The sequence below is a fragment of the Hydrogeniiclostridium mannosilyticum genome, assembly GCF_003268275.1.
GTDB classification, from domain to species: Bacteria; Bacillota; Clostridia; order Oscillospirales; family Acutalibacteraceae; genus Hydrogeniiclostridium; species Hydrogeniiclostridium mannosilyticum.
Map to the genome: position 1 here is coordinate 95,651 of NZ_QLYR01000006.1, position 19,051 is coordinate 114,701.

17 protein-coding genes are annotated in these 19,051 nt (G+C 58.8%); 13 read left to right on the plus strand and 4 right to left on the minus strand.

What is annotated here, in order from left to right:
* Positions 1-12: 12 nt before the first annotated feature.
* The 3 genes from DPQ25_RS09910 to eno all read left to right on the plus strand — a co-directional run bounded on the left by DPQ25_RS09910 (position 13) and on the right by eno (position 3,590).
* On the plus strand, positions 13-792 hold the full coding sequence (locus DPQ25_RS09910; RefSeq protein ID WP_177576987.1) for a YdcF family protein: 780 nt from the start codon (positions 13-15) through the stop codon (positions 790-792).
* Positions 793-1,053: 261 nt separating this feature from the next.
* On the plus strand, positions 1,054-2,091 hold the full coding sequence (locus DPQ25_RS09915; RefSeq protein ID WP_112333022.1) for an NAD(P)H-dependent amine dehydrogenase family protein: 1,038 nt from the start codon (positions 1,054-1,056) through the stop codon (positions 2,089-2,091).
* Positions 2,092-2,285: 194 nt separating this feature from the next.
* On the plus strand, positions 2,286-3,590 hold the full coding sequence (gene eno, locus DPQ25_RS09920; RefSeq protein WP_112333023.1) for a phosphopyruvate hydratase: 1,305 nt from the start codon (positions 2,286-2,288) through the stop codon (positions 3,588-3,590).
* A 214-nt stretch (positions 3,591-3,804) separates the two neighbouring features.
* Here the strand turns inward: eno and DPQ25_RS09925 are convergent, their stop codons facing one another.
* The 3 genes from DPQ25_RS09925 to DPQ25_RS09935 form a co-directional block, all read right to left on the minus strand.
* On the minus strand, positions 3,805-5,010 hold the full coding sequence (locus tag DPQ25_RS09925; protein ID WP_112333024.1) for a hypothetical protein: 1,206 nt from the start codon (positions 5,008-5,010) through the stop codon (positions 3,805-3,807).
* 89 nt (positions 5,011-5,099) lie between these two features.
* Complete coding sequence (locus DPQ25_RS09930; RefSeq protein WP_112333025.1) at positions 5,100-6,098, minus strand: glycosyltransferase family 2 protein; 999 nt, start codon at positions 6,096-6,098, stop codon at positions 5,100-5,102.
* Positions 6,099-8,726 carry a YfhO family protein gene (locus DPQ25_RS09935; RefSeq protein WP_242978290.1) on the minus strand — a complete coding sequence of 876 codons (2,628 nt, stop codon included), beginning with the start codon at positions 8,724-8,726 and terminating at the stop codon, positions 6,099-6,101. It abuts the gene before it with no gap.
* Positions 8,727-9,020: 294 nt separating this feature from the next.
* On the opposite strand from DPQ25_RS09935, the gene yfbR reads away from it, so the two are divergent.
* The 9 genes from yfbR to rsmI all read left to right on the plus strand — a co-directional run bounded on the left by yfbR (position 9,021) and on the right by rsmI (position 17,460).
* On the plus strand, positions 9,021-9,623 hold the full coding sequence (gene yfbR, locus DPQ25_RS09945; protein ID WP_242978291.1) for a 5'-deoxynucleotidase: 603 nt from the start codon (positions 9,021-9,023) through the stop codon (positions 9,621-9,623).
* Positions 9,624-9,893: 270 nt separating this feature from the next.
* Positions 9,894-10,949 carry an LCP family protein gene (locus DPQ25_RS09950; RefSeq protein WP_177576989.1) on the plus strand — a complete coding sequence of 352 codons (1,056 nt, stop codon included), beginning with the start codon at positions 9,894-9,896 and terminating at the stop codon, positions 10,947-10,949.
* Positions 10,950-11,673: 724 nt separating this feature from the next.
* Positions 11,674-13,011 carry an aminotransferase class I/II-fold pyridoxal phosphate-dependent enzyme gene (locus tag DPQ25_RS09955; protein ID WP_242978292.1) on the plus strand — a complete coding sequence of 446 codons (1,338 nt, stop codon included), beginning with the start codon at positions 11,674-11,676 and terminating at the stop codon, positions 13,009-13,011.
* Positions 13,012-13,082: 71 nt separating this feature from the next.
* Positions 13,083-13,406 (plus strand): cyclic-di-AMP receptor, encoded by a 324-nt coding sequence (locus DPQ25_RS09960; RefSeq protein WP_112333030.1) that lies wholly within the window; start codon positions 13,083-13,085, stop codon positions 13,404-13,406.
* A 42-nt stretch (positions 13,407-13,448) separates the two neighbouring features.
* Entirely contained in the window at positions 13,449-14,312 is an 864-nt protein-coding gene (locus tag DPQ25_RS09965; protein WP_112333031.1) for an ATP-binding protein, read from the plus strand.
* 95 nt (positions 14,313-14,407) lie between these two features.
* Complete coding sequence (locus tag DPQ25_RS09970) at positions 14,408-15,274, plus strand: PSP1 domain-containing protein (RefSeq protein ID WP_112333063.1); 867 nt, start codon at positions 14,408-14,410, stop codon at positions 15,272-15,274.
* Positions 15,275-15,410: 136 nt separating this feature from the next.
* A complete protein-coding gene (locus DPQ25_RS09975; protein ID WP_112333032.1) occupies positions 15,411-15,581 on the plus strand; it encodes a DUF362 domain-containing protein in 171 nt (56 codons plus the stop codon).
* A gap of 230 nt (positions 15,582-15,811) precedes the next feature.
* Entirely contained in the window at positions 15,812-16,588 is a 777-nt protein-coding gene (locus DPQ25_RS09980; RefSeq protein ID WP_112333033.1) for a tRNA1(Val) (adenine(37)-N6)-methyltransferase, read from the plus strand.
* Positions 16,585-17,460 (plus strand): 16S rRNA (cytidine(1402)-2'-O)-methyltransferase, encoded by an 876-nt coding sequence (gene rsmI / locus DPQ25_RS09985; protein WP_112333034.1) that lies wholly within the window; start codon positions 16,585-16,587, stop codon positions 17,458-17,460. Before DPQ25_RS09980 ends, rsmI begins: the two co-directional genes overlap by 4 nt.
* Positions 17,461-17,554: 94 nt before the next feature.
* Here rsmI and DPQ25_RS09990 read toward each other — a convergent pair whose 3' ends face one another.
* The gene (locus DPQ25_RS09990; RefSeq protein WP_112333035.1) at positions 17,555-18,352 is read right to left on the minus strand and encodes a nucleotidyltransferase domain-containing protein; all 798 of its coding nucleotides are present in this window, start codon (positions 18,350-18,352) and stop codon (positions 17,555-17,557) included.
* Positions 18,353-18,728: 376 nt separating this feature from the next.
* Here DPQ25_RS09990 and DPQ25_RS14535 point away from each other — a divergent pair, with 376 nt between their 5' ends.
* Positions 18,729-18,941 carry a hypothetical protein gene (locus DPQ25_RS14535; RefSeq protein ID WP_146740547.1) on the plus strand — a complete coding sequence of 71 codons (213 nt, stop codon included), beginning with the start codon at positions 18,729-18,731 and terminating at the stop codon, positions 18,939-18,941.
* Positions 18,942-19,051 lie beyond the last annotated feature (110 nt).

Sequence of the window (19,051 nt, forward strand, 5' to 3'; positions counted from 1 at the left end):
GGGGAAAACAAAATGAAGCGAAAAAGCACTGCCGTTTGGGCGGCTGTCCTGATTACTCTGGGGCTGGCGGGACTGGCCTGGTTTTCTGTGCCGCTGGGCTGGGGCGTGCTGAACGCCGGCAATGCCGCCGGACTGCTGTTCAGCGCGGCGGTACTGGCGGTGGGGGCACTGTTCCCGCAGCTGCGCAGGTGGTTCGAGGCCGAGCGCCTGCGCAAGGGAAAAAGGGCCGCGCTGCGGATTTTACAGCTGGCTCTGGCGCTGGGCATCCTTTGGAGCGCCGTTCTCACCGGCTGTATGATTCAGGGCGCTGCGGACAGCGTGCCGCCGGGCGAGCCCGTCACCGTCGTTGTGCTGGGCAGCAAGGTCAACGGTACGGAGCCCAGCGCCGACCTGCAGGCACGGATTAACGCCGCCTATGCCTTTCTAGTACAAAATCCCACCTGCAAGGCCATTGCAAGCGGCGGAAAAGGCGTCGGGGAAGCCATCTCCGAGGCCGAGGCCATCCGGCGCGGCCTGGTCCGTCTGGGAATCGATGAAAACCGGGTACTGCTGGAAGACCAATCCACCAGTACCCTCGAGAACATCGCCTTTTCCCAGAAGATCATCCGGGAGCATAAATTGCCTCCTAAGCTGGCGATTGTCACGGACGAGTACCACCAGTTTCGCGCTGGACGGGTAGCGGAAGGCTACGGCTCCGAAGCCTACGCCGTCCCTGCACATACGCCCTGGTATATTTTTTCCGCCTGTTACGCCCGGGAGCTTTTGGCTCTGACAAATTTTTTGATTTTATAGCAGCGCGCGCCTGCGCCTGCAAGTAGTTTGTTTATAAGTTTCCCTCCTTTGGCCGTACATCCGGTACCGCGGTCTCCGCCGGATGTGCGGCTATTTTTTCCCTTTCGGCCTTTGCCCGCGTGTATGATTTACCAAAACCGGGAGAATCTATAGACATGCAACCAGGCACGCACCCGAGCTCCTAGCCGCGGCGGCCTTTTTTCGCCGCCGGACCAGGGTCTTGCGCAAAATTTGAATTGGTTGAAAGGACGGGAACCCGTAATGATAAACCTGGAAAAAATCCGCGTCGTCCAGTACGGCTGCGGCAAGATGAGCAAATACACCCTGCGCTATTTATATGAAAAGGGCGCGGAGATCGTCGGCGCCATCGACGTTAACCCCGAGATTGCCGGCCAGGACGCAGGCGACTACGCCGGGCTCGGCGTAAAGCTGAATGTCCCCATTCGCGCCGATGCCGACGCCGTGCTGGATGAATGCGATCCGGATATCGCCGTGGTCACGCTGTTCAGCTTCATGACCGACATGTTGCCGCACCTGGAGCGCTGCCTCTCACGCGGCATCAATGTGGTAACCACCTGCGAAGAGGCCATCTACCCCTGGACCACCGCCGCGGCTGTGACCAACCGGTTGGACCGGCTGGCGAAAGAAAACGGCTGTACCATCACCGGTACCGGCATGCAGGATATTTTTTGGATAAACATGATCGGCGCGGTTGCCGGCGGCGTGCACCGCATCGCGAAAATCGAGGGAGCCGTCAGCTATAATGTGGAGGATTACGGCCTGGCGCTGGCAAAAGCGCACGGCGTGGGCCTTACTCCCGAGGCGTTTGAGGCGCAGATTGCCCACCCGGAAACGTTGGAGCCCGCCTATGTCTGGAATTCCAACGAAGCGCTGGCCAACAAGCTGGGGCTTACCATCAAGGCTAATCACCAGAAATGCGTCCCTTATTTCTATGATGCGGACCTATGGTGCGGCACCACGGGCGAAACCATTCCCAAGGGCAATTGCATCGGCATGAGCGCCGTGGTCACCACCGAGACCTTCCAGGGTCCGATCCTTGAAACACAGTGCATCGGTAAGGTTTATGGCCCCGGCGACGGAGATCTGTGCGACTGGAAAATCATCGGCGAGCCCGACACCGAGCTCCATATCGTAAAACCCGACACGCCCGCGCACACCTGTGCAACCCTGGTCAACCGTATCCCCACCGTTCTCAACGCTCCTCCCGGCTATATTACCGCTGAAAAGCTGGACGATGCCGGGTACCTCACCTGGCCCATGCATCTGTATATAGACTGAGAAGGCTGAATTTCCAATTGGCGGCCGGGTTTCAAGGCACAGGCCGCCATACTCTTTATTTTCCCAGCAAGGCCGAAGCCTCCACGGGCCGCGTTTGTTTTTGCCCGTGAAAAATTTATAATAGTATTAATTTATCTGGGCGAATTACTATATTGGCGCCATGCACCCAACCAACAGAAAGGATGGACCTGTTTATGAATGCATTCCATATTGAACGTGTAACCGGCCGGGAAATCATTGATTCCCGCGGCAATCCCACCGTGGAGGCCGAGGTTCTGCTGGCCGGCGGCACGCGGGGCAGGGGCGCGGCCCCCAGCGGGGCGTCCACCGGCGAGTTCGAGGCCCTGGAGCTGCGCGACGGAGACAAGAGCCGGTTCGGTGGAAAAGGCGTGGCTAAGGCCGTTGGGAACATCGGCACCGCCATCCAAGATGCGCTGCACGGAATGGACGCCACAGACATCTACGGCGTGGATCGGGCCATGATAAACGCGGACGGCTCCAGGGATAAATCCAGTCTGGGGGCCAACGCCATTCTGGCCGTTTCCATTGCCTGCGCACGTGCCGCGGCGGCCGCCCTGCATCTTCCGCTCTACCGTTTTCTTGGCGGCATCAACGGCAACCGTCTGCCGGTGCCGATGATGAATATTCTCAATGGCGGGGCACACGCATCCAACACCGTGGATGTACAGGAATTCATGATTATGCCCGCCGGGGCCGGGAGCTTCCACGAGGGGCTGCGCTGGTGCACGGAGGTCTTTCACGCCCTAGCCGCCCTGTTGAAATCCAAGGGGCTCGCCACTGCCGTTGGGGACGAGGGCGGCTTTGCGCCCGACCTCGCCAGCGACGAGGAGGCCATCCGCTATATTTTGGAGGCTGTCCACAAGGCCGGCTATGAGCCGGGCAAGGACTTTGTATTGGCAATAGACGCGGCCGCCAGCGAATGGAAAAGCGGCAAAACGGGCGAATATGTACTGCCCAAATGCGGCAAGCGCTTTACCTCCGCAGAGCTGACGGCGCATTGGAAGAATCTGTGCAGCCAATACCCCGTTTATTCCATTGAGGACGGCCTCGATGAAGAGGACTGGGAAGGCTGGCAGCTGATGACGAAGGAGCTCGGCGGCAGGGTTCAGCTGGTTGGGGACGATTTGTTCGTAACCAATACGGAGCGCCTGGCGAAAGGGATCCAGCTCGGCTGCGGTAATTCCATCCTTATTAAGCTCAATCAAATCGGCTCTGTCTCCGAGACCCTGGAGGCTATCAAGCTGGCGCACAAGGCCGGTTATACCGCTATTTCCTCCCATCGCTCCGGCGAAACCGAGGACACCACCATCGCCGACCTGGCGGTGGCGCTCAACACCTGCCAAATTAAGGCCGGGGCTCCCAGCCGCAGCGAACGGGCCGCCAAGTACAACCAGCTGCTGCGCATTGAGGAGGAGCTGGGCAGCGCTGCCGTTTATCCCGGCTTTTCCGCCTTTGGCATCGCCGGGATGCGCCGGTAAGCGGCTGTCCGCAAGCAATTTCCGTCCGCCGGTTTCCAGGGCCTCGGCCCCAAGGCACTGGGTAAATACTAAAATCAGCCCCTCTTATTTTATCCGGCCCATGGCGTTTACCGCCCGGGCCGGCTTTTTACGCCCACCGCCCCTATGCTGGGATATAGAAAAGGCGCACAGCAGAACGGTTCTGCCGCGCGCCTGAAAGGACAGGGCCTTTATTTTATTCGCCGGAGGACGCTGAGGACTCTTCCGGGGCGGAGGACGCCGCGGAGGATGCCTGCGAAGAGGCATCGCCCGACGAAGAAGCCGTGCTGCCTGCACTGGATGAAGCCGCTGTGCTGGAAACCGGCTGGAAGGCATCGTTGAAGATGGAGGGCTGATATTTGTCGATGACCGCCTGGTTAAAGGTCACGCCGGTATAGGCGGCAACCTCCTCCTTCATCGCGTTATCATATTCCTCTCCCTTGATATTGCTGAGGATCTCAAAGTAACGATCCTCGTCCTCAAGATATTCCGCACTTTTTTCCGCAATGTCGCCCTTTCTCAGTACCAGGTACAAGCCGACGCTGTCGGACAGGTCCACAAAACGGACCTCACCGGCCTCCATATCGCCGAGCTCCTCATTGAGCTCATCCGGGAAGCCCGCCGTCTCCAGGTTTACCGTGTTTGAAATCAGCTGCTCTGTGTCGAGCTCCGCATATTCCTTGTAGGCATCCGCCGCCTCCTGCATGGTCATGGATCCGTCCTTCACCTTGTCAACGTAGCCCTGCAGGGTTTGCTGAAGCTCCTTTTTCTCCTCGTCGGTCAGGTTGGTGGTGTCCGGTGTGCCGGAGGAGGTGGAGCTGTCGGAATTGGTCTTGTAGGTACTGGCGCCGATCATGCTGAAGTCCGTATAATTTTCCTCTATGTATTTCTTCATATCGGCCTCTGGGACTTCCTTGCTGCCGCCCTTGCCGTAAAGAGCCTTAAAGATCTTCCGGTTTTTCGCCGGGATCTCTCCATAGAGCAGGTCGAACGAAGCCCTTGATATGCCATGGCTGCTGAAAAGCGAGGAGTAGCTGCTCCAGACGTTATCCCCGGCCTTACTGGCGGCCTCCAGCTCCTCGTCGGTCATGGTCAGGCCCAGCTCGTTCATTTTGTCGTTGATTAAAAAGATGCGCTTGATGCTGTTGGCAGCTTCCTCAAGCATCCACTCGTTGGCGTCCTTGCCGTCAATTTGCTGCTCCAAAATACTCTTGCTGAGGTCAATGCCATCCTGATAGGCCGCCGAGCTATAGGCGTTGAAGATGCTGAAAATATACACGCCCGGCGCCACGGTGACGTCGCCCTTTTTTGCCGCCCAGGAAACATCGCCCGAGCAGGCCGTTGTTCCTGCCAGTACGACGGCGGCCAGGGCCGCCGCCGCTATTTTTTTCAATCTGTTCATTTTTCACACTCCATCGATTTCTGTTAATTCTCCCGGCAGAGGGCTTGCGCCTTCCCCCGGTTTTCATCTATGGCAAAGCCCCGTTGATTTCAGGGCTCTGTTTTCTCGCCAGACTGTAGGTTTTCCTGATCCGCCGCCGGATTGCCATGCTTAACCAAGGCTTCTATGCGGTAGCGCGGGCGGGCTTTGACCTCGCTGTAGATTTTTCCGATATAGCCGCCCACCACCCCAATACACAGCAGCTGAATGCCGCCCAGCAGCCAGATAGAGGAAACAATGGCCGTCCACCCCACCACGGTAAAACCGCAAAAATGGGAGACCAGCGCGTACAGCAGTCCAATGACGCTCAGCAACGACACCAGGATGCCGAGGCTGGAAATCATCTTCAGCGGTTTCACACTGAACGAGGTGATACCGTCCAGCGCAAAGGAGATCATCTTTTTCAGCGGGTATTTGGATTCGCCCGCAAACCTCTCATGCCGGTCATAATAGACATAGTCGCTGCGGTAGCCGATCAGCGGCACTATTCCGCGCAGAAAAAGGTTGACCTCGCGGTACTCGGAGAGGGCCTCCAGGGCCCGGCGGCTCATCAGGCGGTAGTCCGCGTGGTTGTAAACCACATCCACGCCCAGCGCCTTCATAAACCGGTAGAAACCCTGGGCCGTGGTGCGCTTAAAGAAGGTGTCCGTCTCCCGCTTGTTGCGCACGCCATACACCACGTCGCAGCCCTCGTTAAATTTTACCATAAAATCATCCAATACGCCAATATCGTCCTGAAGGTCGGCGTCCAAGCTGATGACGCAGTCGGCCTTGTCTTTCGCGGTCATCAGGCCCGCCATCAGGGCATTCTGGTGGCCCCTATTGTGGGCCAGCTTCAGGCCGCTGACAAAGGTGTTTTCCGCCGAGAACCGCTCAATCAGCGTCCAGGTCTTATCCTTACTGCCGTCGTCGACCAACAGCATCCGGCTGGCGGGGCCGATTAGCCCGTCCGCCTGCATGGCGCGCAGCTTCTCCGTCAGCTGCTTCACCGTCTCGGGTAAAACAGCCTCTTCATTATAACAGGGAATTACTAAATATAAAACCGGCATCTAATTTCCTCCTTTATTTTCCTGCTCCGGCGGGCGGCCCGCCGGGCTGCCCGGCGAGCTGGCTGACGTGCTCTTCAGCGCGGCCTGCCCGGCGTATTCCGCCAGATCCGCCGGCCCCTCTGGGGCGGGCCCTGCCTGCGCCCGGGCCGCGACCCGGTACACCCTGCGGGCCGGAGGCGCTTTGCCGAACCGTTTTGCCAGCAGCAGGTAAAGCGCCAGCAGCACCACGCCTATACCGGATGCCAGCGCACCCAGCGCCAAGCCCGGCGTGCTGTAAGTAAAGCGTATGGTGCTATCGCCCGCGGGTACACGCACAGCCATAAAGCCCACGTTGACCTTCTCCACCTCTGCGGGCTGCCCGTTGACCTCTGCGCTCCAGCCGGATTCCCAGGGAACGCTGAAGAACACAAGGCGTTCCTCGCCGGTGGTAATCTGCGCGGTAAAGCCGCTGTTGTCGCGTGAGAAGGAGCCGCAGGACACGGCCCTGCGGTCCAGGCAATCCTTATAATAGGCGGTCTCGGTATAAGAGACCCCATCCAGGTTCAAATGCTGGAGAACCCCCTCCCAGTTCCCGGCATCCTCGTCCTCAACCACCACCGCCTTCAGCAGCAGCAGGTGGCGAAGGCTCTCGCTGACGGACTGTTCGTATTCCGTGCGGGTGATGTAATAATCATAGCTGAAGCCCAGGGGGATATAATATTGGTTTTCCCAAATATCAAAGCCGTTCTGCGTGTCGTAATACGTCCACCCCGGCATCTGCGGGTCCAGCATATCGCCGTCCTTGCCGAAGGTCCCCCCGGAGGTCACGGGGTCGAACAGCCAGCGGCAGGAAGTCAGGCCCCGCAGGCCATAGGTGGAAACGTCGGGCCTGGAGCCCACGTCCCGCTGGACGCCAATGGTGGGGTAAAACTCCATAATGGAGCCCGGCACAATGCTGTGAAAGGCCTGTATGGTGGGAATCTGCCAAAACATAGCCTGGTTGTCCATCCCGTCGTAGACGTCGATGCGGCAATTTTCCGTATCCGGCAGGTCGATGTCGCTGCCGCCGTTGAGTGAGTACGGAATGATGGAAAGATGCGGGTCCTCGCTCTGGGTCTTGCCCAGGGCGATGAAAAAGGCCGCGTACAGCACGGTGATGCCGCCGGCGCCAAGCATCGCAAAGCGGATGAATTTCTGCTTATCCCGGCGAAGAAATTTCAGCACAACGGCAAGCAGCAGCAGGCTCAGCAGCGCGATGGCCACATAACTCCAAAAGCGGGTGGGGTATTGCTCCAGTCCCAGCGTCGTGGTCTCGACATCGTCGGTAACCGTTACCTTGGGCATCAGCCCAATCGGCAGGCAGATGGCCAGGGTAATGGCCAGGGTCCACTTGATAGCCCGCGCCCAGTCCACCCGCCAATCCTCCAGCGACAGAATGGTAGCCAAGCTCATCATCAGGGTCAGCATATAGAACCAACGCGCATAATAGCTGACGTTAAAGAGCTGGAACGCGGCGTTGAGCACCGGCACCAGCGCCATAGTGAACAAAACCGGCAGGAACTTGCGCAGCCAGTGCGGGCGGCGGCGCTGTAAAAAGGCGATGACCCCGGTCATGCTGAACAGGGGCAGCCATGCGCCCAGTGAAGCCCACTTGGCCTCGGATTCCGGGGTAAAATTAGGCCGGGCGGGAATATCGGGCGGGAAGAAGAAACACTCCAATATATGCACGTAGCGCTGCTCCCAGCCATAGAGAAGCGCGCTCCAGCCCTGGGGAGGATTGTCCACCCGCGGGTTCTGAAGCACCGCAAGTACGGTGGGCACCAGCAGCACACAGCTGCAAAGCACGCCCGCCACCGCTTCAAAAAACAGGCAGAGGAAATCCCGCAGGCCGATGCGCCAGCTCCTGGTAAACAGGCGCAGGAAAAAGTAAATCAGGGTAAACACCACTTGCCCGGCGAAGAAATAATAATTAACAAAGCAGCAGGCGAACACCGTCACGGCAAAAACGCCCCTGCGGCGCTTATACATAAACTCGTCCAGCCCCCAGAGCATGAGCGGGAAAAAGACAATCGCCTCGTGAAAGTGGTTAAAAAAGATATTGTACACGGAAAAGCCGGAAAATGCGTAAAGCATCCCGCCGATCACGGCAAAATCCGGCGTTTTGACGTAGCGCCGCAGGTAAAGGTAGCCGGTCATGGAGGCAAAGCCGAATTTCAGCATGAGCAACGGGCCCATCAGGTAGGGAACCGCTTCGCTGGGAAAGGGCAGCGTCAGCCAGAAAAACGGGCTCCCCAACAGGTAGAACGAATAGGAGCCAATAAAATTGGCGCCCAGGTCGGTTGTCCAGCTCCAACCGATATTACCGCTGCGGACTGCATCGTGGCACATCTGGTAAAACGGCACCTGCTGAACATTAAAATCGCCGTAGAATAAAAAATAGCCGTTATCAAAAATGATAAAGGGCAGGAAAAAAATCAGGGAAATCCCTAAGCCATAAAGAAAAGCCCGCAGGCAATAGCGTTCCTTCCGGCCCGGCGGCATAAGCCCCGCGCCGGCGGGGGCCTGCGCCACAGGCGCCCCGGGGCTTGTCTGGTTCGGGATAAACGGCATGGGCGACACCTCTCTATCATCAATCTGGTTGGCCTTCATCGCTTAACATTGCCTAGCGGCGGCCCGAATGGCAAAACAGGCGAAAAGCAGCGCCCCCTCCCGCTTACGGGCAGTACGGACACGGCTGCTTTGTTGCCATTATAGCACATTGTGTGAAAAAGAGGAAGAAAAAACCGGAGGATTTGGTCCATTTTGTTTGACAGTTCCGGCCGGCCTGCGCCAAAAAGCGCGCTTATGTGCCGCGGGAACGGACGGGAACGCTTGCAAATCCTCCTTTTTTGCATTATGATAGAGTCCGGCCGGGCAAGTCCCGCTGAAATAAAATGAAAAGGAATGACAACCTGGATGTTTCACTTTTTTGCCAAGCTCTCACGCATGAAGTACATAGACCGCTGGGGCCTTATGCATAATACCAGAAAGGAAAATCTTTCAGAGCACAGCTTTGAGTCGGCCGTGCTGGCACACGCGCTCGCGGTGCTGCGCAACGAGCGCTTCGGCGGCGGCGTTTCGCCGGAGCGGGCAGCGCTGCTGGCGCTGTTCCACGATGCGACCGAGATCATCACCGGGGATATGCCCACGCCGGTCAAATATTACAACGGCGCGCTGCGCAAGGCCTATGCCGAGGTGGAGGCAGTCGCCCGGGGCCGCCTGCTGGCGCTGCTGCCCGCGGACCTTCAGCCGGTTTACGATCCGCTGCTCTCTGAGGGGCGGACCGGCTCCCCGGAGGACCAGGCGCTTATCCCCTTGGTCAAGGCCGCCGACAAGCTCTCGGCCCTGATCAAGTGCGTGGAGGAACGCCGCATGGGCAACACCGAATTTGTCCAAGCGGAAGCAGCGATGCGGGAGTCCCTTCGGCAAATGGCGCTGCCGGAGGTCGCGTGCTTTCTCTCGGAGTTCCTGCCCTCCTACAGCCTCTCGCTCGACGAGCAGGAGTAAGGCCCGCCCCGAACGCCGGCGGTTTTTAGCGGAAGCTTGAACGTTTTGTAAAAAATCGCGTAGAAGGGCTTATATTTCTCATATGGAATTTTACAATTCCTCTTCCGTAGTATAGTTATTCGTACAAGTGCGTTTTTGGCGAAAGCGCGCGGATCTTAAAGAATTTTGAGGCCCCGGAGCGCAGGCCCCCGGGCTTTCATGAAACCGGCGGCAGGGCCCGGAGGCGCTCGCCGAACGGGCCAAGACGATAAAAAAAGGGTTGATAAAATCATGCAGGTTCAAAGAAAAGGCGGCGCGCCCAACCGGCGAAAAAGCCGCAAAAAACTAGCTGTTAATATCACGGTGCTTCTTCTCAGCCTGGTGATGCTGGTTGCCGGCATCACCCTGATTTATGGGGAGGTCCTGCTCCAGCGGGTGCAATATGTGGACGACGGCGCCTCCCGCAACCAGCTTTTTGCCAGCACCGCAGCCGACTCCGGTACAGACGGCGCCTCTGGCGTCTCCATGCCGTCGGGCAGCGGCGTAAAGCTGGTCAACGGCCTTTACCACGACGACATGGTCGTCAATGTGCTGATTATGGGTGTCGACGACTACCAGCCCAACGATCCGGGCCGTACCGACAGCATGATGCTGGTTTCTATTGACACACGCAACCAGGAGCTCAAGGTCACCTCCCTGATGCGCGACCTGTATGTAGCCATTCCAGGGAAGACCCAGTCCAACCGCCTGAATACTGCTTACTCCTCCGGCGGCGCTCCGCTGCTGGTCCGCACGGTTGAGGCCAATTTCGGCATCGATGTAGACCGCTGGGTGGTCATCGACTTTGACGCCTTCAACCAGATCATCGACGCTATGGGCGGCGTAGAAATCACCCTGACGCAGGCCGAGGCTCAGCTTGTCAATGAAAATTCCGGCGACCCGCGCCGGAACCTTTCGGAGGGCACCTATGTCCTTAGCGGCGCGCAGGCCCGTTATTACAGCCGAATCCGGGCCATCGGCGATGACTTTGAGCGGACTGAGCGCCAGCGCAACGTATTCAGCAGCATCATCAATAAATTTAAGGATTCCGACATCGGCACCATCAACAATGTCTTATATAACACACTCAACCTCGTCCATACCAACATGGATAAAAATGAGATTCTCAGCCTGGCGGCAAACTCCCTAACCTATATGAACTACGAGCTGCTGCAAAACCGAATCCCCGCCGATGGGGAATACACGCCCGCGCGGGTGCAGATCGGCGGTTCGGCGGCGGCGGTGCTGGTTCCAGACCTCGATGCCTGCTCTAAAAATATACGCGATTTTATTTACGGGGACAATTAACCGGAACCGGGCTTTGCAAAACCGCTGCAAAAAGGCCGCATCTGAAGGATAGAGCGGACAACAGCGTTCATAACGGCGTTTAACAACGGCATTTAATAACGGCAACGGGCATATCTTGACGATATGCCCGTTTTAATCTATCCGGAACAGGGAACGCTTACACCGTAATCCGGCAGGCCGCCTCCCGCGGATCCACTCCTGCAAGCCGGTTTCCATGTAAACCTCTTCGGTTGCGCTGCTGTACCCATAAATAGGCAGGGCTATTGCTTCAAAATCCTTTTCATCCGGATACCCCCTCTATGCGGCCGGGCGCTTCCGAGTCGTTCCTGGTGAGATCGCGGGCCGCTTCTCCCCCTCCAGCCGTATAAAAAACGCCCGGATTTGCTGAATACCGATCCTCATGAATAGCTCGATGTAGTTTATATGATTAATTTTTCTCCTAAAATATTTGCCGGTACACGAATTGGATTCGTATTTCAATTGATATTCTTCGCAAATAACCGTATAATCAAAAAATGGGATATACCGCAGCTTACCTATAGAACAAACTCAATCGCGATAAAGTTAACCGACGAAGAACGCCGCGCAAGCGCCGGCACGCTAAACTGCGGCTATGAGACGGTATCTTTACCTTCAGAGAAACCGGAAACCAGATATAAACCGGGGTTCGGTTTATATTGGCGCCCTTTATACAGCCTTGCCCCGCGGCTTCGGCTGCCGCCGGTTGAACAGAAAGGAGTCTGCCGCCATGTACGCCCCTCTTTACCAAGCCCTGCAGGAGCACCGCGCCAAACAGCGCGCCTCCTTCCACACCCCGGGGCATAAAAACAGCCCCCTTGCCCTGCCAGACGGCCTCTACGCCCTGGACTTCACCGAGCTGCCGGACACCGACAGCCTCTTTGAGGCCTCGGGTGCAATCCGGGAGGCGGAGCTTGCCGCTGCACGGCTGTTCGGCGCGCGGCGGACCCTGATTTCCGCGGGCGGCTGCAGCCTCTGTATTCAGGCTATGCTGCGGCTGGCGCTGCCGCAGGGCGGACAGGCCGTCTGCGGGCGCGTCGTCCACCGGAGCGCGGTCAACGCCATGGCCCTGCTGGACCTGGAGCCCGTATGGGCCCCCAACTCCACCGCCGGCATACTGAAAAAGCTGGAGCAAACCCCGCAGGCGGGAGCTGTCTATGTGACCAGCCCAAGCTATTACGGGCAGCTGATGGATATTCCCGCCCTGGCTGAGGCATGTAAAAGGCGCGGCATCCCCCTGCTGGTTGACAACGCGCACGGGGCCCATCTGGCCTTTACGGAGCCGCGCCTGCACCCCTTGCAGCTCGGGGCATCCATGACCGCCTGCAGCGCCCATAAAACACTGGGGGTGCTCACCGGCGGGGCCTGGCTTAACATTGCGGACGAGCGCTACTGCGGCGGCGCTAAGCAGGCCATGAGCCTGTTTGCCTCCACCAGCCCCAATTACATGGTCATGGCCTCGCTCGACTGGGCGCGCGCCTGGCTGGAAGAGCATGCAGCCCTTGCCTATCCCGTGCTTCAGGCCCGCGTCGCGGCCCTGCGTGAGCAGGCGGCGGCCCTGGGCTTCGGCTTTCCCCAGGGCCGCTGCGACCCCACCCGGCTGACCCTGGATGCCTCCCCCCTCGGCTTTACCGGGGAAGAGGCCGCCAAGCGCTTCCGCGCGGAGGGGGTGGAGTGCGAAATGGCGGACGGCGCCTATGTGGTCTTTATTGCCACCCCGTTCAACTCGGACGCCGACTTTGACCGCCTAGCCCGAGCGCTGCCCAGGGTTGCGGCAAAACGCGGAGAACCCCAGGGCCGTACAGGCGGCACGGCGCGCGGACCTTTCCCGGCGATTGCCCCCGCAAAGCTCCGCCTGCGGGCGGCGGTCTTCGCGCCGCACGAGGAAATTCCGCTTGCGTTTGCAGCCGGCCGCATTGCCGCTGAGGCCGCCTGCCCTTGCCCGCCGGGTATTCCCGTGGTAATGCCCGGTGAAATAATTACCCCGGAAGCGGCAGAGTTTTTGAAATCCTATGGCTTTTTTACAATAAAAGTGTTAAAATAAGGGCATGGAAGAGTAAGTATGGAATAACCCATGCTTTGCCGGTAAAGTAAATAAAAAATGGGAGGTATATTATGAAACTGATTTTTGCGATTGTGAGTAACGATGACAGCGGGATGGTTTCCGCGGCCTTGACCAAGGGCGGGTTTTCCGTAACCAAGCTGGCGACCACGGGCGGGTTCCTCATGGCGGGCAACACCACCTTTATTGTCGGTACGGAGGATGAAAATGTCGACAAGGTCATCGACATCATCGCCAAGCAGAGCAGCCGCCGTTCCCAGATGGTGCCGAGCGCCACCTCCATGGACGTGGGCATGTACACCTCCTTCCCGGTAGAGGTTACCGTTGGCGGCGCAACTGTGTTTGTGCTCAGCGTGGACCGCTTCGAGAAGGTCTGACGGCTTCGCGCCGGTGACTGAACCTATATTTTGGATGCATCTATGAATCAAGCGGAAAGCTCAATCAATAAAGAGGTTCTAAACCGTCTTTCCCAGCTTTTGCAGGGAGGGCGGTTTCCGCATGCGCTGATTCTGGAGGGCGGCGCCGGGCAGGAGAAAACAGAGGCCGCCCTCTTTTTGGCCCGCGCCGCCGTCTGCACGGGGGAACCGAAGCCCTGCGGGCGCTGCCCGGGCTGCCGGAAGGCGCTGGCCTCCTCCCACCCCGATATTTATGTCGCTGGCGGAGGCACAGCCGCGCGCTCCTTTCATGTGGAGGCCATTCGCTTTATCCGCAGCGATGCCTATATTAAGCCCAATGAAGCGCCCCGCAAGGTCTATGTGCTGCTGGAGGCGCAAACCATGTCGGAACAGGCGCAGAACGCCCTGCTGAAAATTCTGGAGGAACCGCCGGAAAACGTGCTTTTCCTGCTTACGGTTCCCTCTGCCTCGGCCCTGCTGGCAACCGTCCGTTCACGCTCCCAGCTGCTGGCCCTGGAGGCCCCGCAGCAGGCTCATGCGGATGCCGCCCTGGTCAATGCCGTTGTGGACGGCCTGTGCGCCCCGGGTGAATGCGAGCTGCTGTTTAGCACGGCCCCGCTGGTCCGCGACAAGGAAACCCTGCGCCTGCTGCTGGCCGATTTAATTCTGCTTTTCCGCGACGCCGGCATCCGCCGCGCGGGTGGGCCGGGCTGCCTTTCCGGCCAGCCGGAGGCCGCCGCCCGGCTGGCCTCGTCCTTTTCCAGGGACAGGCTTATGGCCCTGCTGGAAACCGCCCAGGCGGCCGTCCGCTGGCAGAGCCAGAACGCCAACGCGGCCCTGCTGGTAACGGCGCTTTGCTCCAAGCTGCGGGCGGCAGCGGGAAAATAAATTTGAAAATCAAGCCGCCCGGGCAGCGCCCGGCGCCGGTTTCTATAAATAGAGATGAGCCCAGCCCCCGGCGGGCCGGGTGCGAGGAGGTACTGATGGCCGAAATTATTGGTGTTCGTTTTAAAAACGTTGGTAAAATCTATTATTTTGATCCGGACGGTAAAACGCTTCAACAGGGCGACCGAGTTATTGTCGAAACCGCCCGCGGGGTTGAATGCGGCGAGGTCGCCGTGGTCAACCGCGATGTTCCTGCCGAGGAGATCGCGCAGCCGCTGAAAAAACTGATTCGTGTTGCCAAGCCGGAGGATCTCGATAGGATGCGCGAAAACGCGGAGAAGGAAAAAACCGCCTTCGACATCTGCTGCAAAAAAATTGAGGCCCACAAGCTGGACATGAAGTTGGTCGAGGTGGAATATACCTTTGACAATTCCAAAATCCTGTTTTACTTCACCGCAGACGGTCGGGTGGACTTTCGTGAGCTTGTCAAGGACCTGGCCTCTGTGTTCCGCACCCGCATTGAGCTGCGCCAGATCGGCGTGCGCGATGAAGCCAAGATGCTGGGCGGCCTGGGCATCTGCGGGCGGCCGTTCTGCTGCTCCACCTTTTTAGGCGGGTTCCAGCCCGTCTCCATCAAAATGGCAAAGGAGCAAAACCTCTCGCTCAACCCGGTAAAAATCTCGGGCACCTGCGGGCGTTTGATGTGCTGCCTGAAATATGAACAGGAGGCCTACGCCGACCTGCTGCGCAGCACGCCGTCCGTCAACTCACTGGTACAAACACCGGACGGCAGGGGCACCGTTATCTCTCAAAACCTGCTGACCGGCGTGCTGCAGGTACGCCTGGACGGCCCGGACGGCCTAATAAAGAATTACCAGGCCCGGCAGGTAAAGGTGCTGCGCCAGGGCCGTGTTGCCGTGGATAAAAACGAGCTGGAGCAGCTCAAGGAACTGGAAAAAAATTGATTGTCCACTGCCGGAAATTCCTATTTTTAATGAAAAAATAATGGGAATCCGCCTCTTACACCTTGCATTTTACGCGTTTTATGGTAGAATAAATATGTACAGTTCTTTTAGAGATTTTATTTGGAGGTGTTTTCTCATGGCATATGTAATTTCTGACGACTGCATTTCCTGCGGCGCATGCGCGGCAGAGTGCCCGGTCAACGCAATCTCTGAGGGCGACGGCAAGTACGTAATCGACGAGGGCCTCTGCACGGAGTGCGGCTCTTGCGCGGCTACCTGCCCGGTAGGCGCTCCTCAGCAGGACTAATTCATAACCAGAAAGAGCGGGGCGTCGCTGGACGCTCCGCTCTTTTTCTTTCCGGCGGCAGCCAGAGGCCGCGGGCTTATTTTCCACATGCGGCCAGGCCCGCGAATCAAGCCCATATGCTGGGCGGATTGGCGCTTTACAGAAACAGCGGAACCTGATATATTAATAAAAGTATCATTGGGCCGCCGGCCGCTCCGGCGGCAAGAGCGGAAAAGGAGGCGGCGGACGCCATGCAGAACAGCGAAAAAAAACAGGCCTGGGAGCCCCTGGGCGGCGGGGTGGAGATCCAGGTCTCGGCAGCGCATCGCTTCTGCACCGACACGGTGCTGCTGGCGCATTTTTCCCTGCCTGGGCCGGGCGCGCTCTGCGCCGACCTCGGCACCGGCTGCGGCGCCATCCCCCTGCTGTGGGCCACACGGGGCAAGCCGGGCCGCATTTACGGTGTGGAGGTTCAGCCGGAGGCCGTGGAGCTGGCGAGGGCAAGCGTGCTGCACAACCGGCTTGACGGGCTGGTAACCATCCTGCAGCAGGACCTGACGGATTGGCCCGGCCTGCGTGAAAAGCTGCGGCCTGATGAGGCCGGCGCCTTCCACCTGGTGTCGTGCAACCCGCCCTATTCCGTGCTGGGAAACGGCTCAACCAGCAGCGCGCAAGCCCAGGCCGCCGCCCGCCATGAATGCCTGTGTGCCTTTGACGATGTAGCCGCTGCGGCTGAACGCCTGCTGCGCTGGGGCGGGCGTTTCTGCTTTTGCCTGCGCCCGGAACGCCTGGCAGAGGCCTGTGCAACCGTACAGCGCCACGGCATGGAGCCCAAACGCCTGCGGCTGGTACAGCAGCGCCCGGGAAAGCCCCCCTTTCTCTTTCTGCTGCAGGCGGTTCGCGGCGGCAGGCCGGGCCTGACGGTGGAGCCCGTGCTCTTTGTCGAGGAGCCGGGTGAAAAAACGGGGCGGCTTTCCGCAGAGATGCGGGCCATTTACGGAGATTATAAGGAGGGGCATGAAGCATGAGCAATCTCGAAAACGGGGGCCGCGCTCCCGATGCACATCCGGCAAAGCGCACCGGCTGCCTGCTGGTAGTCGGCACGCCGATTGGGAACCTGGGCGATTTTTCCCCCCGCGCGCTGGAGGCGCTGCAGCAATGCGATTTTATCGCCGCGGAGGATACCCGGGTAACGCTCAAGCTTTTAAACCACTTTGGCATTCACAAGCCTATGGTGAGCTATTTTGAACATAACAAGCTGGAACGGGGCGGCCTGATTTGCAGCCGCATCGAGGCCGGAGAAACCTGCGCCCTGGTAACGGACGCGGGCATGCCCGCCATCTCCGACCCGGGCGAGCTGCTGGTGGCGCAGGCGGCCGAGCGGGGCCTGCCCATCTTCGTGGTGCCGGGCCCCAGCGCGGCTGTCTCGGCGCTGGCGGTGTCCGGGCTGCCGACGGGCCGCTTTAGCTTTGAGGGTTTTTTAAGCGTAAACAAGAAAAACCGGCGGGAACACCTGTCCGGGCTCCGGGAGGAACCGCGGACCATGGTGTTTTATGAGGCGCCGCATAAGCTGCTGGCGACGCTCGCGGATATGCTGGAGGTCTTCGGCGACCGCCGCATCGCCATTGTGCGCGAGCTGACCAAAGTTCACGAGGAGGCACTGCGCACCACGCTTTCCGGCGCGGTCCGGCATTTTTCCGAGACGCCGCCGCGCGGAGAGTTCGTCCTTGTTCTTGCAGGCGCCGAGGGTAGGCAGTCGGAATATACGCCGGATCAGGCCCAGGAGCTTGCGCGCGGATTTTTGGCCGAGGGCTTATCCGCCAGCGAGGCCGCCAAGCAGGCGGCGGCCCTGACCGGGCTGAAAAAGGGCGATATTTACCGCGTCCTCACCGCAAAATGATGTTCCCCGCCCCACGGGGCGGATAAAAAAACAAGAAAGCGCCGCCGCACTGCACCGAGGGCCTGCCCGGCCCCGTGCGGAATGCGCGTTCCTCTTACCATTCCTCAATAAACGGGCGCGGGTCATACCACCACTCCTCATGGTCGCGGATAAAGCGCGAAAGCGGGGTATTCAGGTTTTGGGGCGGCTTGTAGGCAATAAAGCCCAGCACGCTCCGGACGAAATCCTCCTTGGCCTCGTCGGTCATCAGCTCCAGAAAACGGTTCGCCTTTTCTACAATTCCCGCCGGCTTCTTTTCCGCCGGCAGGGCATCGACAGCCTTCATCAGGTTTTTCTGGCACGGAAACAGCGCGCCGGCATCCTCCAGCACCAGGCGCAGCCCGTACAATACGGTCATAGCCGCCGATTTCACTTGCAGATAGCGGTTTTCCCGCTTGGAGCAATCCCAGAAATAACCGCTGTAGAGGAGGAGCGCCGCGTAAAACGACAGCATCTTCTCCTCCTTCTCCGCTTTCTGAAAAACCGGGATACGCGCGACAATCTCCGGCAGCTCCGCGTCTCGGGAAAACAGGCAGTACGAGCCGGTAAACGCGTAGCGGGTAGGCTCGCTGCCGTGCGCTGCGGCGGCTAGCAGGTAATCCTTTGTATAATATTTCAGGTCAAAATAGCCGCCCTCGTAACCGCAGCCTTCCTCAATACATTCCGAGGTCCGCCCCTCCATTTGCAGGCGGCGGTATTTTTCCTCTGTAACAGCGATAATTGCATCGACGTCCGAATCCGGCCGTTCCAGCCCCTTAGCCAGGGAACCGGCAAGAATCACCGCCAAAACCTCCGGGTCTTCTTTGAACAGGGCGACCAGATTTTGCGTAGCCCGCTCATGCTGTGGGTACATAACAGCGTCCTCCTCTTTCCTTATTTTCCCCGTGGCCCCGCCCGGCAGGGGCGGTCGTTAAAATTCTGCCTTGCCGGGACAAAAGCGCGCCTTTATTCTGGTGTTTCGGTACTGTTATTGTAACCGCGCCGCGCGCTTTTTGCAAGAAAAAGCAGCGTTATTTGACAAAGCCGGGCATGTTCCCTACTCCCGGCCCAAGGCATGGACGCCGGTTTTTCAGGCATGCTTGACAAAAGCGCGCCTGAAAGCTTATGATAGGGATAATCCGCTCTGCCGGGACGGCCCTTGTCCGCAAGGCTCCCGGCCCCCCGCGCGCCCATCTTACCACTGCATCGTTTGCCGCCCGAAGGGCCTGATGCGTAAGGAGGTCAAAAAAATGAAATGTCCCAAATGCGGCAGTGCGTATGTACAGGTACAGGCTGTGCCGGAAATAAAAAAGCGCAGCTGTTTAACGGTTTTACTGTACATCATCCTGTTATTTGTCCCCGTCATCGGCTGGATTGCCCTGTTCCTGCTGCTGCGCGGCAGAAAGTCCAAAACCCGGGCCTACGCCATCTGCCAAGCCTGTGGGGCGCATTGGCGGGTATAGGCCCGGCCTTAAGGAGGATTGCCATGATACTTTGTATTGCTTTGGCTCCATGCAAAGTCTAAACCGGGCGAGCTTGCATGGAGTCCCGGCGGCGGACAGCCGCTGAAATT